This is a genomic window from Prauserella flavalba (assembly GCF_003202235.1).
GTDB classification, from domain to species: Bacteria; Actinomycetota; Actinomycetes; order Mycobacteriales; family Pseudonocardiaceae; genus Prauserella_A; species Prauserella_A flavalba.
Genome location: NZ_MASU01000015.1, coordinates 43,138 through 57,277 on the forward strand (window position 1 = coordinate 43,138; position 14,140 = coordinate 57,277).

The 14,140-nt window shown below is 68.1% G+C and carries 14 protein-coding genes; 1 reads left to right on the forward strand and 13 read right to left on the reverse strand.

The window, feature by feature from the left end:
- Positions 1 to 320: 320 nt before the first annotated feature.
- The 10 genes from BA062_RS32375 to BA062_RS32420 form a co-directional block, all read right to left on the reverse strand.
- On the reverse strand, positions 321 to 1,271 hold the full coding sequence (locus tag BA062_RS32375; protein WP_110342940.1) for a sugar kinase: 951 nt from the start codon (positions 1,269 to 1,271) through the stop codon (positions 321 to 323).
- Complete coding sequence (locus tag BA062_RS32380; RefSeq protein ID WP_110342941.1) at positions 1,268 to 1,900, reverse strand: bifunctional 4-hydroxy-2-oxoglutarate aldolase/2-dehydro-3-deoxy-phosphogluconate aldolase; 633 nt, start codon at positions 1,898 to 1,900, stop codon at positions 1,268 to 1,270. The genes BA062_RS32375 and BA062_RS32380 overlap by 4 nt, the downstream gene beginning before the upstream one ends.
- Positions 1,897 to 3,024 (reverse strand): mandelate racemase/muconate lactonizing enzyme family protein, encoded by a 1,128-nt coding sequence (locus BA062_RS32385; protein WP_110342942.1) that lies wholly within the window; start codon positions 3,022 to 3,024, stop codon positions 1,897 to 1,899. Before BA062_RS32385 ends, BA062_RS32380 begins: the two co-directional genes overlap by 4 nt.
- A 95-nt stretch (positions 3,025 to 3,119) precedes the next feature.
- Positions 3,120 to 3,824, reverse strand: a complete 705-nt coding sequence (locus tag BA062_RS32390) for a gluconate 2-dehydrogenase subunit 3 family protein (RefSeq protein WP_110342943.1) — start codon at positions 3,822 to 3,824, stop codon at positions 3,120 to 3,122.
- 31 nt (positions 3,825 to 3,855) lie between these two features.
- Complete coding sequence (locus BA062_RS32395; RefSeq protein WP_110342944.1) at positions 3,856 to 5,523, reverse strand: GMC family oxidoreductase; 1,668 nt, start codon at positions 5,521 to 5,523, stop codon at positions 3,856 to 3,858.
- Positions 5,524 to 5,543: 20 nt separating this feature from the next.
- Entirely contained in the window at positions 5,544 to 7,205 is a 1,662-nt protein-coding gene (locus BA062_RS32400) for a GMC family oxidoreductase (protein WP_110342945.1), read from the reverse strand.
- A complete protein-coding gene (locus BA062_RS32405; RefSeq protein ID WP_168214155.1) occupies positions 7,205 to 7,786 on the reverse strand; it encodes a gluconate 2-dehydrogenase subunit 3 family protein in 582 nt (193 codons plus the stop codon). Before BA062_RS32405 ends, BA062_RS32400 begins: the two co-directional genes overlap by 1 nt.
- Before the next feature lie 98 nt (positions 7,787 to 7,884).
- On the reverse strand, positions 7,885 to 8,409 hold the full coding sequence (locus tag BA062_RS32410) for a type 1 glutamine amidotransferase domain-containing protein (RefSeq protein WP_210407059.1): 525 nt from the start codon (positions 8,407 to 8,409) through the stop codon (positions 7,885 to 7,887).
- 42 nt (positions 8,410 to 8,451) lie between these two features.
- Complete coding sequence (locus tag BA062_RS32415; RefSeq protein WP_110342948.1) at positions 8,452 to 9,153, reverse strand: cysteine hydrolase family protein; 702 nt, start codon at positions 9,151 to 9,153, stop codon at positions 8,452 to 8,454.
- A 110-nt stretch (positions 9,154 to 9,263) separates the two neighbouring features.
- The gene (locus BA062_RS32420) at positions 9,264 to 10,004 is read right to left on the reverse strand and encodes a FadR/GntR family transcriptional regulator (protein WP_110342949.1); all 741 of its coding nucleotides are present in this window, start codon (positions 10,002 to 10,004) and stop codon (positions 9,264 to 9,266) included.
- A 279-nt stretch (positions 10,005 to 10,283) separates the two neighbouring features.
- Between BA062_RS32420 and BA062_RS32425 the strand changes: the two genes are divergently transcribed.
- The gene (locus tag BA062_RS32425; RefSeq protein ID WP_110342950.1) at positions 10,284 to 11,267 is read left to right on the forward strand and encodes an SMP-30/gluconolactonase/LRE family protein; all 984 of its coding nucleotides are present in this window, start codon (positions 10,284 to 10,286) and stop codon (positions 11,265 to 11,267) included.
- A 146-nt stretch (positions 11,268 to 11,413) separates the two neighbouring features.
- Here BA062_RS32425 and BA062_RS40030 read toward each other — a convergent pair whose 3' ends face one another.
- From BA062_RS40030 to catA, 3 genes are all read right to left on the reverse strand, one after another.
- Entirely contained in the window at positions 11,414 to 12,064 is a 651-nt protein-coding gene (locus BA062_RS40030) for an aldolase/citrate lyase family protein (RefSeq protein WP_168214156.1), read from the reverse strand.
- Complete coding sequence (locus tag BA062_RS32440; protein WP_110342951.1) at positions 12,061 to 13,182, reverse strand: muconate/chloromuconate family cycloisomerase; 1,122 nt, start codon at positions 13,180 to 13,182, stop codon at positions 12,061 to 12,063. Before BA062_RS32440 ends, BA062_RS40030 begins: the two co-directional genes overlap by 4 nt.
- 78 nt (positions 13,183 to 13,260) lie before the next feature.
- The gene (gene catA / locus BA062_RS32445; RefSeq protein ID WP_110342952.1) at positions 13,261 to 14,112 is read right to left on the reverse strand and encodes a catechol 1,2-dioxygenase; all 852 of its coding nucleotides are present in this window, start codon (positions 14,110 to 14,112) and stop codon (positions 13,261 to 13,263) included.
- Positions 14,113 to 14,140 lie beyond the last annotated feature (28 nt).

The window sequence follows — 14,140 nt, forward strand, 5'->3', positions numbered from 1 at the left end:
AGTGGTGGTTCTGTAACCGGCCACTACCAACGCCGCCGAGAACATGCTGACCGGCACGCTGGAGCCCTCCGGCACCTGTTCAACCGGTTCCTCGCCCAGTTCCACCACTGCCTGCGAACCGGCCAAACCTACGACGCCACCAAGGCCTTCGACACCCCGCTCGACCCGCCGACCGGGATCGTCTATTCAGCGGTCCCTCGATGCCACCAGGTCCGGTGACACCCCCGGATCATGGACTCGACTGGGACATCAGTGATGCGGGACCTGGCGACCACAGCTCCTTGATCAGGAACTACGAAGAAGGTAACGGTGCAGCGCACTCAGCGGATGACGGTGCCGTGCCGGGAGGTGAGCAGGCTCAGTTCGTCGCGATGCGGGAAGCCCTCCCAATCACCGGGCACCGAGACGGCGCACGCGCCGCACGCGGCGGCTGTGGCCAGCCGCTCGGTGACCGGCTCCCCGCTCATCAGCTCCGCGAGGTACCCGGCGACGAACGCGTCCCCGGCACCGACCGCGTCGATCGCCTCCACGGGGAGCGCGTCGACCGCCACCGGCGCGCCGTCCACCCAGCCCACCGCACCGCGCGCGCCGAGCTTGATCACGACCTCGCGCGGACCGAGCCCGGCGAGCCGCCGCGCCTGAACCTCCGGCGCGCCGGTGACCCCGAGCAGTTCGGCTTCATCGTCGCCAGCGAAGAGCACGTCGCAGTGCCGTACCAACTCGCGCAGCACGGGCGTGGCCCGCTCGGCCGGCCACAATGCCGCCCGGTAGTTCACGTCGAGCGAGACCAGTACGCCTAGAGTCCGGGCCAGCTCGACACTGGCCCGGACCGTCTCGCACGCGCTGTCACTCAGCGCCGGGGTGATCCCGGTCAGATGCAGAATCTGGGCCCCGCGCAGCACGGATTCATCCACATCTGACGGACGGAGCCGGGCGCCGGGCCCGTCCTGCCGGTAGTAGGTCACCCGGGCGATCCCGGGCTGCGGCCGTTCCTTGATCATCAGGCTGGTCGGCACCTCGGAGTCGCGTACCGCGGCGTCGACGTCCACACCCTCGCCCCGAATGCGGGTCAGCACCGTCTCGCCGAGCTCGTCCGCGCCGACCCGGCCGAACCACGCCGCGGGGAGGCCGAGCCGGGCTACTCCGATGGCAACGTTCGACTCGGCCCCGCCGATGCCCAGCATCAGGCTGCCCGCGTGGCGCAACCGGCCGACTGTGGGCGGCGTGAACAGCGCCATTGTTTCGCCGAAGGTCACCAGCCCGCCGGTCATGCGGCCACCGCGTCCCGGGCGGCGAGCGCGGTGCGCACACGGGCCGCCAGCGCGTCCAGGTCACCACCGCGTAGCGCGTCGCCGAGCAGTTCACCACCGAGGCCCACCGCGGCGGCACCGGCCGCCAGGTACGCGCCCACGTCATCGACGTCGACCCCGCCGGTCGGCACCAGCGGCACGTCCGGCAGCGGTCCACGGACCGCCCGCAGGAAACCGGGCCCGCCCAAGTGGGCGGCGGGGAACACCTTGACCGCGGCCGCCCCGGCCGCGTGCGCGTCGTAGATCTCGGTGGGCGTGGCGGCACCGGAGACGATCGGCACCCCGCGATCGACGGCCAGCTCGATGACGTCGGGGCGGCAGGTGGGGGTGAACAGGCATTGTGCGCCCGCGTCCACCGACACCTCGACGTCGAGCTCGGTGCGCACGCTGCCCATGCCGAGGACGGCGTCGTCCGGCAAGCGCTCGCGCAGCTCAGCGAGCGCCGCCGCCGCTTCCGGCGTGGTCAGCGTGAGCTCGATGACGCGGACACCCGCCCGGTAGACCAGCTCCGCGACCTCGGGGACCCGGTCCGCGGACGCGGCCCGGAGGATCGCGATGACCTCGGGCCGGCCGAACAGCGGGGCACTCATGCCGTGGTCACCGCGAAGCGCTGGTAGGCGTCCGGGCTGAGATTGACGCCGATACCGGGCGCATCGGAGGCGGTCACGTAGCCGTCCCGCACCTCCAGCGGGTTCTTCAGCAGGCCGTCCCAACCCGGGCCGCCGTAGGCGTCGACCTCGATGAGCGGCGCATTCTCGCACGCCAGGATCAGGTGCAACCCGGCCGCGAGCGCGATGCCGGTACCTGAGGAGCAAGCGATGTGCGGCACGCAGGTGAGGTTCCAGGTGCTGGCCAGGTCCGCCACACGCTTGGCCTCCGAGATACCGCCGACGCTGGTGCAGTCCGGCTGGACGACGTCGAAGGTACGGCGGGTGAGCAGGTCGATGTACTCGAAGCGGGTGAGCAGCGACTCGCCTCCGGCTAGCCGCAGTGAAACCCGGTCGGCGAGCCAGGAGTGGTCGTCCACGTACTGGGTCAGGCTGCGCGACAGGATCGGCTCTTCGAGCCAGGCGACGTCGAGGGCTTCCAGTTCGCGGGCGAGCCGCAGGGCACTGCGGCGGTCGTAGGACATGTTGGCGTCAACCATGAGATCGACCTTGGGCCCCACCGCGTCGCGCACCGAGCCCACCAACTCGACCGTTTGCGCCAGCTCCTTGGTGGCTCGCAGCTTGATCGCGGTGAACCCGTCCGCCACCGCCTTGCGGCATTCCTCGACGATCTCGGCGGTGGGCTTGAGCGACGGCGCGAAGTACGCGCGGACGCTGGGTTTCGACGCGCCCAGCAGCCGGTACACCGGCTGGTTGGCGATCTTGCCTAGCAGGTCCCACAGCGCGATGTCCACGCCGCTGATGGCGTAGGTTTCGATGCCACGACGGCCCCACATGTGCGTCGCGTCGAGCATCTGCTGCCACAGCGCACCGATGTCGCGGGGGTCCTTGCCGATGAGCATCGGCGCGAGCTGGGAGTTGATGATCGGCCCCACGGTGGGGAAGTACTCCGCCGAGAAGCCGGCCTCGCCGATCCCCTCAAACCCCTCGTCGGTGGTGATCCGGACGACGATCCCGCCCTTGACATGGACGGCCATGGCCCCCCAGCGCAGCTCCTCCTCGAGCGGAGAGCCGAGCGGCGTCGCAGAGACACCAGTAATTCGCATGTATCGAGCTCCTTGTTTGGCGTGGCGGAGACCGCCGTGCGGGGCACCGCCTGCAGGGTTTGCCCCGCACGGGCGGCGGGAGTGCGCTCTCGGCGCTAGCCGCCGGACCGCATCTTCAGCTGCGGGACGAGCTCGTGCCAGTCGTACTCCGGTACGAAGTACCCGGTCGTGCTATACGTGCCGTCCATGGTGTCCTTGAGCGATTTCGGCCCGGGGAAGCCGATCGTGCGCCATCCCATCCGGTCCTTGTTCCCGCCGTACACCGGATCGCAGTAGAAGCCCTGCCGCACGTGCAGGCAAAGCGCGTCGAAGAAGGACAGGCCCTCATCGAAGCAGCCCTGGAGGAAGGTGCCGACCGATTCGGTCGTGCCGAGCGTGACCGGCTTCGGTTTCGGTGCGCCGGAAAGGATCTCCAGGACACTGTCCTGCTCCGACTCGGCAAGTGCCTTGAAGTGCTTGCCGAACTCCCGCTCCGCGATCGCGTCGAGCTCGAGGATGCCGTCGCGGTAGGTCTGCTGCATATCGGCGATCCGGGCCCGCCACGCGTCGGCGAACTTGCCGGTAAGCTTGAGGAATCCGCTGCCGTCCGCGGCAGCGAAGACGTAGTCGGTGCCGGAGAGGTAGCGGTCGAGGAACACGATCACCCGGGCCTCGCGTGCACCGGGGTCGTGGTCGGTGGGAATGATCCGGGCGGCGGCCGCCTCGATGGTCTCCCAGCCGTGGTCGGTGAAGAAGAGCCGCTCGTCGGAATCGGGGTCTATCGGCGCGCCGACGATCTCCCAATCGGACTTGAGGGTCATGACCGCACTCCTTTCTTGTCCTGGGTGGAATTCAGCCGACCTTGATGCGCTCTTCGCGGCCCTTGGCGTAGACCTGGGTGATGTAGTCACAGGCCCGCCACGCGTTGGCCATCATGGTGAGCGTCGGGTTGACACCCGTCGAACTGGGGAAGCCGGCGCCGTCCACCACGAAGAGGTTGTCCACGTCGTGGCTCTGGCACCATTCGTTGAGCACCGTCGTCGCCGGGTCGGTGCCCATCCGCGCGGTGCCGTGCTGGTGACAGGTGTTGCCGGTCATCCGCTGCAGGTACACCGGAATCGTCTTGCGTGCCCCGGCCGCCCGCAGAATCTCGGCGTTCTTGTCCACCTGCCACTTGCTCATCGCGACGTCGTTGGCGTGCGGCTTGTGCGTGATCCGCGCGACCGGCAGGCCCCAGGCGTCCTTGACGGTCGGGTCCAGGTCCACCCGATTCGACTCGACCGGCATGTCGTGCAGGATCGCACCGATCTTCATGGCGAAGCTGAAGTAGTCGCGGTCGGCGTCCTTCATCGCCTGGCCCCAGGTCGGGCGACCGGGGAACACCATGTTGATCGGGTGGCAGGTCTGCGAGGCCGAGATCAGGCAGCCACCGATGTGCCCGCGGTCCTCGTCGGTCTCGTAGAACTCGAAGGTGCCGCCGCTGATGTAGTTACCGGTCCAGCCGTACAGTGGGTCGTCGATCTCCTGGTCGAACAAGCCCACGGCGAACACGTACTCGTGGAAGGTCGCGTTCTTGCCGACCTGGCCGCTGGAGTTGCCCAGCCCGTCCGGGAACCGGGGCGACTTCGACATCAGCATCAGCCGCGCGGACTCGATCGCGCCGAGGCTCAGTACCACGATGTCGGCGTCCTGCTCCACCTCGTTGCCGTCCGGGTCGATGTAGATCACACCGGTCGCCCTGCCGTCCTTGCCGACCTTGATCTCGCGGACGAAGGACTCCGCGCGCAGTTCGAAGTTGCCTGTCGCCACCGCTTCCGGGATGAAGGTGGTCAGCGTGTTGGACCGCGCGGTGCTCGGGTCGCCGTATTGGTTCCAGAAACTGGTGGTGTTGAAGGGATCCCGGCCCTTGTGCTGGTTCGTGACCATTGCGTGCGGGATCGGGAAGCCGTTGATGCCGAGCTTGTTGCACGCCTCGTAGAACCGCTTGCCGAAGCGGGTCGGGCGCAGCGGTGTGCTCGGGTAGCCCTTGCTCCGGTACGGCTCGTACTTGTCGGCACCGGCGATGCCAGAGACGCCGAACTCCCATTCCACCTTGGTTAGGTAGGGCTCGAGGTGCTCGTAGCGGATCGGCCAGTCGGCGAGGTTCGCGCCATCGAGGTCGCCGTGCAGGGAACGCTGGAGGAAGTCCGACTCACGCGGCCGCGGCACCCAGCCCGCCCAGTGGTTGGTGCCACCGCCGACCAGCTGCGGGGTGGGGGAGAAGGGGAACGGCTCGGCCACCGACTCCTCGTCGTGGCGCAGGGTGCGTGGGAACAGTTTGGGGTCCGGCCACAGGTAGTTGCGGTTGATGAACTTGAGCTCGTCGCCGGAGTAGTGCTCCTGCGCCCGCAGCCACGGGCCTCGGTCGAACCCGACGACCTTCATCCCCGCTTCGGACAGCACCTTGGCCGCGGTACCGCCGGTCGCCCCCAATCCGACCACGATCGCGTCGACCGGGTCCGGCTTCCTGGTGTGTGTCATTGGTGTTCTCCTTTGTGGCCTTAGAAACCCGGCGCATCCGCGTTCGCGGGCGTCGTGGTCTGGGCGAGAATGTCGCCGTGCCGGCGTTTGATGTATTCCGCGCACCGCACGGCGACGGCCTGCAGTGTGCTGGTCGGGTTGACCGCGGCCCCGGTGGTCAGCGAGCTCGCATCGGTGATGAACAGGTTGGGCACGTCCCAGGTCTGGTTCCATTTGTTGGTCACGGAATCCTCGGGGGTGTTGCCCATCCGGCACGTGCCCATGATGTGCCAGCCCGGGGGCGGTCCCTCGACGCCGCCGATGCCGGTGCTCGCGGTGTCGATCACGCCACCTGCCGCGTCCGCGGCTTGGCGGGCCCGCCGCCTGCCCCACTCGATCAGCCGCCGGTCGTTCTCGTGCAGCTCGTAGTACACGTGCGGCGCGGGAAGGCCACTGGAATCGGTGACCTCCGGGTCGAGCGTCACCCGGTTGGTCCGCACCGGGAGGTCCTCACCCTGCACGTAGACCAGCGCGTGCCGGCCGAAGTGCTCGTTGAAGAACTTCCGGTGTCCGGCGCCCCAGGGCGCGATGTTGCCGGTGTTGGTGCCCAGCGCGCTATTCGCCGCGCCCAGCGCAGTGCCGACCTGTAGCGAGAACCCGTTCACGAAACCGCGTTCGGGGTCGGTGTCATAGAACTGCTGGCTGTAGAGCACCGCGGGTTCCGGTCCCTTGAACCCCTCCAGGGGCTCGTCGAACCAGAAGTCCTCGAAGGACCAACTGTGGAACATCAGGTGTGTGCCGACCAGCCCGTTGGAGTTGGCCAGGCCATCGGGATGACCCTCCTGCGCGGACAGCAGCAGCAGCCGCGGCGTGCCGATCGAGTTGGCGGCCACCACCACGATCCGCGCGCGCACCTCGTGCCGGGAACCGGTGATCCGGTCGACGTAGGTCGCCCCGGTGGCGCGCCCGTTCTTCGCGTTGATCCGCTCGACCCGGGCGTTGGTGCGCAGGTCGACACCGTTGCGCAGCGCCCTGGGCCAGTAGGTCACGTCGGTCGAGGCGATCGCGTGCCGGGGACAGCCGCCGAGGCAGAAGCCACAGTCGTTGCAGGGCAGGCGCGCGTCCTTCGGCACGGTCAGGATCGCGTTGTCCGCGGGCCACCAGTGCCAGCCGAGCTTGTCGAAGCCCCGGGCCATCTTGTGCCCGACCTTGCCGCCGCGATTGGCAGGGCCCCAGCCCTCGGGACGTGGCGGGTTACCTGGATCGCCGGTCCGCCGCGCCACCCCGATCTCGGCGTCGTTGATGAAGTAGAACGGCTCGAGCTCCTCGTAGCTGATCGGCCAGTCGATGGTGCCCTCGACGCCGTGCTCGGTGCCCTTGCGGAAGTCGACCGGCTTGAACCGCGGCCACGCACCGGCATAGTGCAGCGTCGAGCCACCGACGCCGTTCATCAGCATCGGTTCCGTGTTCCCGGTGATCGGGTAGTCCTCAGGGAACATCCGGACGTTGGGGTGCCAGGACCAGGCGCGTTGGCGCTCGAGCTCCCAGCCGTCATAGAAATGCGGGTGGTCCATCGGGTGCAGCCAGTCGCCCTGTTCCAGGCAGACCACCTTGATCCCGTCATCGGACAGACGCTTGCTCATCGCCGCGCCGCCGGCACCCGCGCCGATCACCAGCACGTCGGTTTCGGTGTAGGCGGCCATCAGCTACTCGCCTCCCGCAGGTGGGCGGGGAGCTCGACGCGCCGGACCTCGGCGGTGCGCCGGTACGAACCGCGCACCCGGGCGAGCAACTCGTCGTCCCAGTCGTCCATCACGTCGGTGTAGCCGTAGGGCTGCGGGGACAGGCGGTAGTCCTGTCCCGCGCGCAGCGTGCGGTTCATCATGTGCACGACCGCGGGCCGCGAGTAGTAGGCGTAGTACACAACGTCACGCATGTGTCCGAAGAAATCGGGCTCGTCCCGCTCTAGTCCAGTCAGGACGGTCACGCGTTCCGCCGAGGTGGCCTGAAGGAAGCCGTCACCCAGTTTGTCCAGCCGTGCCTTGAAGTCGTCCTCGCCGAGAAACGGGAACCATTTCGCGTCCTGCCCGGCGGGGGTGACGTACCTGGTGATGAACGAAAGGACATCGACCTCACTCGGTGGCGGGAAACCGGCGCCGCCCGGGATGAGTTCGTCGGCCACCGCGTTGAGCACCGCGGCCTGCCGGTCCGTCAGCCGGACCGGCGGGAGCCAGCCGCCCAGCGGCGGTTTGCCGCCGGCGGCGGAAAGTTTGAGGTCCACCACGTGCCTGCTCCTTTGCATGACGTCCGGTTCCGCGGCGCGCCCGAGCCGGTCGGCTCGGGCGCGCCCGTTGGCGGTGGGGAGGAAGTCGTTCCGGAAGTTCAGTCCTTCTCGAGGTACTCGACGATCGCGCGGCCGAAGTCGGGCAGGTCGACCGGCGTGCGGGAGGTGATCACATTCCCATCGATGACGACCGGCTCGTCGACCCAGGTGCCGCCCGCGTTCTGCACGTCGTCCTTGATCGGCAGATACCCGGTGATCTTGCGGCCCTTGGTGACGCCGGCGGAGCAGAGCATCCAGCCGGCGTGGCAGATCGCGGCGACCAGCTTGCCCGACTCGTGGGCGTCCCGGACCAGCGCCACCATCTCCGGGTGCAGGCGCATGTTGTCCGGCGCGAAGCCGCCCGGGATCACGATGGCGTGGAAGTCGCTCGCGGACACCTCGGCCGCTGCGGCGTCGACCTCCATCGGGTAGTGTTCCTTGCTGTCGTAGCTGCTTTTGGTGCCGCTGCCGATCACCTTGACCTCGGCGCCCGCTTCCTGCAGTCGCAGCTTCGGGTACCAGCCCTCGAGAATCTGGTACTCGTCTTCGATCAGCAGCGCTACGCGCTTACCGGAAAGCGACATGATTTCCTTTCTCGTGACGTGATTGGGCGTCTGTGGCGCTGTTCAGGCGCCGATCATCCGCAGGAACTCGATGCTCGTGCGCACGTCGCCGTGGTTGGCGTGGATCTGGCGCAGCGCCTCCCAATGCTGGCCGAAGCCCAGCGGATCCTCCTTGCCGGAGGGAATCGCGGCCGTGGTGTCTGCGAGCACGATCATCTTGTAGTCCTGGTTGGCGCCGTCGATCGCGGTGGCGAGCTGGCAGTTTCCGGTGGACAGTCCGGCCACCACCAGGGTGTCCGCGCCCGCCCGGCGCATGTACTCGTTCAGCGCGGTGCCGTAGAACGAGCTGAACCGGTGCTTGCGGAAGACCGGCTCGTCGTCGAGCGGCTTGAGGTCGTCGACCAGCTCGTCTCCGCCGTTGCCCCAGGCACCGGGGAAGGTGGCCAGCTGGCCTTCCAGGCCCCACTTGGTGTCCGCGAACCCGGCGTCCTTGCCGTCCGGGCGCAGGCCCCACAGCGACCACGCCACCGGGATTCCCTTGGCGCGGCAGGCTTCCAGGACGTTCTTCACGGGTTCGACGACGTCCTTGCCTTCGGGCGCGCCGCCCGTGCTCGGGATGTACATCGCGCCACCGGGCTCGGCGCAGGCCTTCTGCATGTCCAGGACGAGCAGCATCGTCTTCTCCGGATCGATCGTTGGGGCGACCCAGTTCGACCGGTCGATCCACTCGTCGATGTGCTCATAGGTGTAGTCGAGCGACGACATCGTTGCTCCTTCTCATTTGCGACTGCAAATACATCTTGCGGCCTCACCGAGTGGGTAAGGGGAATGAAACGGCTGTTGTGCTTTTCGGAAACCCGTCTTGTGGAAGTGTTCTACCGGCCGGACTTCTTAGCCGGCTCGGCGGCGGGGTCGAGGTGTTTCACGATTTCTCGCTCCACCTCACGAATGTGCTTGACCGCGGCGCTCCTGGCTTCCCGGACGCTCCGGGCGAGAATGGCGGCCACGATCCTGCGGTGGCTGTTGTGTGCGGATTCGCGCCGCCCGGGGAGCTGGATGACGCGGTGTGAGTAGGTGATGAACAGAGGCATGATGCTCTCGTAGACGCGTTCCCAGATCCGGTTCTTCGTAGCTTTCACGATGGCTCTGTGTAGTTCCGCGTCCAGTTTCACGAAAGCGTCGTTGGACAGGCTGGGATTACCCGCCTCGTCGAGAATTCGCTGCAACTCCTCCGCTTCGTTGTCGGTAATGCGCCTGGCGGCCATTCCAGCAGCATCCCGCTCGAGGGATAGGCGTGCTTCGAAAAGCTCCGGCACGGTGAAGTCGTCGAACAGCAACAGTTCGGACAGCATGGGCGCGGATTTCGTGTTGCTGACCACGAATACACCGATTCCGTGCTCGGTGCGGAGTAGCCCGTTAGCCTCAACGAGGCGTAGGGCCTCCCGCATCGAACTGCGACCGACGCCGAACTGTTCGGCCAGGGCGCGCTCCGGAGGCAGCTTGTCGCCGGGCTGGTACTCGCCCTGCTCGATCAGTTGTTCCAGTTGTGCCGCCACTGAATCGGACACTTTCAGGCGCCGGACCGGCTCGATGCGCCGGTTGCCGCGGTCAGTCATCTTAGCAACCTATCTCGGGTCCGGACTCCGTTTCCCGCTTCGTGATCGGGGGAGTGGTCAGGTGGTCTGAACAGTAGGCGGGTCCGCCGGATACTGTCAAGCACTCCCATCGGATCCGGGCCCTGCGTGATTTGCTCTGCCGCACAAGGAATATTGCCGCGAAGCTGCCGGTGTGGTCCGGTTCGTCGCAGGTCGGGCGAGGGTCCGCCCTCTTGACAGCGCTGGATGCCGGGTTACAGTTCAGACCACCTGACCACTGTTGCGGAGGGATCGCGCCCGATGGCCGACGGCGGACTGCTGGAGATCCGGGACGAGCGCCTGCGCGAGCTCGTGGTGGACGAGGCACTGGCGCGCCTTGAGACCGGATTCCGGTTCGTCGAGGGTCCAGTGTGGCATCCGGCCAAGCGGCACCTGGTATTCAGCGACATCCAGGCCGACCGGATGTACCGCCGATCCGCGTCGGGGGAGCTGACCACGTACCGGCGGCCCAGTCGGATGGCCAACGGGAACGCCTATGACGGTGCTGGCCGACTGCTTACCTGCGAACACGCGACCAGCAGGCTGGTGCGCGAGGAGGCGGATGGCACGCTGACCGTGCTCGCTGACAGCTATAACGGCCGGGAGCTCAACAGCCCGAATGACGTCGTCGTGGCCCGGGACGGCACGATCCTCTTCACTGATCCGGCGTACGGGCGCGGTGCTCCCTACGGCGTCCCGCGCGAGCCCGAGCTCCCGTTCCGCGGTGTCTACCGCGTCGACCCGGACACTGGTGAACTCTCCGTGCTGGCAAAGGATTTTGACGGACCCAACGGGCTTTGCCTCTCAGCGGACGAGCGGTACCTGTTCGTCAACGACACCGAGCGCAGGCACATCCGCCGGTTCGGCTTCGACGGTCAGAAACTCACCGGCGGTGCGGTGTGGGCGGAGGTGACCGGCCAGGGCATCGGCGTGCCCGACGGCATGAAGGTGGATGCCGTGGGAAACCTGTACTGCACCGGGCCCGGCGGCATCCATGTCTTCGATGCCGAGGCCACCTGCCTGGGCGTCATCCGGGTTCCTGAGGACCCGGCGAACTTCGCGTGGGGGGAGAATGACCTACGCTCGCTCTACATCTGCGCCACGACCTCGCTTTACCGGTGCCGGACGAAGTTGCCGGGGCTCGCGTCGGCGACGCCATCCACCTCTACAATCTCGGCTGGTCCCTGGCGCGAGCCGGCGAACACCGGGCGTCAACCACACCACCGTGCTGAACAGGCTGGGTGAACCTGGTACCGCACGCGAGACTCCCATGGGCGTCCGCGCGTCGAAGCGCGTGGTCCTCGATGATGCGGCGCGCAGCTATGTCGACTCGATCAGCCTCAGCGGGGCTGCTGTGACTCAGGCTGTCACCGTGATCATGGCCGTCGGCTTCACCTTCCTGTCCGGCGTCGGTAACGTTCAACCTCGCGCTCCGACTCGGTGCGTACCTTGAGGTCGCTCCACTCGTCGCACCTGCTGTTGACCTCTCGATCCTCGGGTTCCTCCTGGCCACCCGGCACTTGGCGCCGGTCGGGGGATGGCGTGAGCGCGACTGCGGTCGGCCCGGGGGCTGCCGATCTTCGCCAGCGTGGTGACCCTGGCCCTGAACGTAGCCGTTCACCTCCGCGAGCAGGTCGTCGAGCATTGCCCGTCTGCGTGGTGTCGCGGTGGGCGTCGGTGACGAGTGCGCGTGCGGCCTGGCCGAGCAGCGACGCGTCGTTGGCGATCAGGACGAAGTCGTGGTGGTCGGCGAGCTCGCGGGCGGCTGCGGCCGTTCCCACGGCGGTGCCGAGTGGGAGCTCGAGTGCCTTGGCGGCGCTGGCCACGTCGTCGAGCAGTGCGGCGAACGCCGCGGAACCGGTGGTCAGCCCGGTGGTGACGGCGAGGTCGGCCGGGCCGACGAAGAGGGCGGCGACGCCATCCACCGCGCCGATCTCTCGGACGGCGTCGATCGCGTCGCGACTCTCCAGCTGGGGGATGACCGCGATTTCCTCGCCGGAGGCCCGGTAGCCGGTCGCCGCTGGAGTGCACCGGCGCGTCACTTCCTGCTGAACGCGCGCACGGCTTCCGGGTTCAGCTCGACGCCGAGTCCAGGGCCGTCCGGGAGGTGCAGTTCGCCGCCCTCGTAGCGCAATGGGCTGACCAGCAGCTCCTCGCTCATCAGCAGCGGCCCGAACAGTTCGCTTCCCCACGTCATCGCCGGTGCCGAACAGGCCACGTGCAGTGAGGCCGCGGTACCCACCGGGCTCTCGATCGAGGTTCCCGCGTGGGCCGGGATTCCCGCCGCCGCGGCGACTTCCGCGATCGCCTTGGTGGCCCGCAACCCGCCGGCTTTGGTGGTTTTCAGCGAGTAGACGTCGGCGGCCCGCAACGTGGCCAGCCGCAGCGCGTCGGCAGGCGTTCGCAGGCTCTCGTCGGCCATGACGGGGATCGGCAGCGCCCGGTTGATCTCGGCGAGCGCTTCGACGTCGGTTCCGGGCACGGGCTGTTCGACCAGCTCGACACCGGCGTCCGCGAGCTTCGGAAGGTGGGTCAGCGAGGTGAGCCGGTCCCAGCGGGCGTTGAGATCGACGCGCACGCCCGCCGCGCCGGCGAGCTTGTCCGCGATGGCGGCGACGCGCTCGACGTCGTCGGCCGGGTCCAGGGCGCCCATCTTGAGCTTGAAGGTGAGATGGGTTCCCGCTTCGAGTTTGGCCAGGGCTTCGTCGACGACGACTTGAGCGGGTTCGGCGCCCAGTGCCCAGGTGACGGGTATCGAGCGGCGGGCGAGGCCACCGAGCAGGGTGTGCACGGGCACGCTCAGGCTGCGCGCCCAGGCATCGTGCAGCGCCACTTCGACCGCGGTCTTGGCGTAGAGGTTGGCCGCCACCACGGCGTCGATGTCCCGGCCGATACGGGCGATGTCGTCAACGTCGCGCCCGAGCAGGATCGGCGCCAGGTACCGCTCGATGACGAGCTGCATCGTCTCGACGGACTCTCCACCCCACCAGGGCCCGCCCGGCACGACTCCCTCTCCGACCCCGGTGACCCCACCCGCGGTGCGGAGGAACACGAGCAGCACGGGCTGAGCGTCCATCTCGGTCTTGGCGAAGCGGTGGGTGCGCCGCAGCGGCACGTCGAGCACGACGGTCTCGACGCGGTCGATCCGCAGGTCACTCATGGCAGGAATGCTCCTTGTGTCAGGCAACAGGCCGCCCTGGTGCGGCGTGGGAACTCACGCCGCACCAGAGCGGGTCGGTCAGGCTGGTTCGAGGACGAAGTCGTACTCGGCGCGGCGCCTGCCGTCGGGTTGTGGGCGCGGGTCCAGCACCAGCTCGGGTTTCGTCGCCTTGGCGACGTCGGAGTCGAGCCAGTCACCACCGGTGAAGTACAGCTGCGTGGTGATCGGCCGGTAGCCCGGCGAGCGCACGATGAGGTGCAGGTGCGCTGGGCGCCAGGGGTGCCAGCCCGCCCGCTCGATCAGCGTGCCCGTGGGCCCGTCTGTCGGGATCTGGTATGGGGCGGGCTGGATCGTGCTGATCTCGAAGTGGCCGTCGTCGTCGGCCACGACCACACCGCGCAGGTTGCCGTCCGGAACGTGGGGCGCGAACCCAGAGTAGTAGCCCGCGTCGTCGGCGTGCCAGATGTCGAGTTCCGCACCGGGCAAGGCTTTCCCCGTCGTGTCCCGTACCTGTCCTGCGAGCACCAGCGGAGTGCCCGGTTCGTCGGCGCGCATCGGCAGCGTGCACACCGAGGGCAGGCGTACCGCGCCGGGCAGGTGGTAGGGGCCCAGGATGCTGCCCTTGCTGCCCTGCTGGTGCTGTGCGGAGACCTCCTCGACCTCGTGCTCGACGAAGACGTCCAGCAGCAGCGGCCATTCACCGCTCTCGCCCACCTCGATCAGCCACCGCTTGGCCGCCACGTACTCCGGATAGGTCACCTGGTGCGTGCGGATCGTCCGGTGAACGCCGTCGAGCAACGCCGTGACGACCGTGGACACCCGCTCCGGGGTCACCTCGCCCGCGGTGCCGTGCTGTCGGCTCGTGCGGAACGCCCGCGTGGCGGATGCACCCGCCTGCGCGGCCGTCGGTGACTCTTCTGTCGTGCTCATCGCGAAATCCTCATCTCCACGTTCCGGG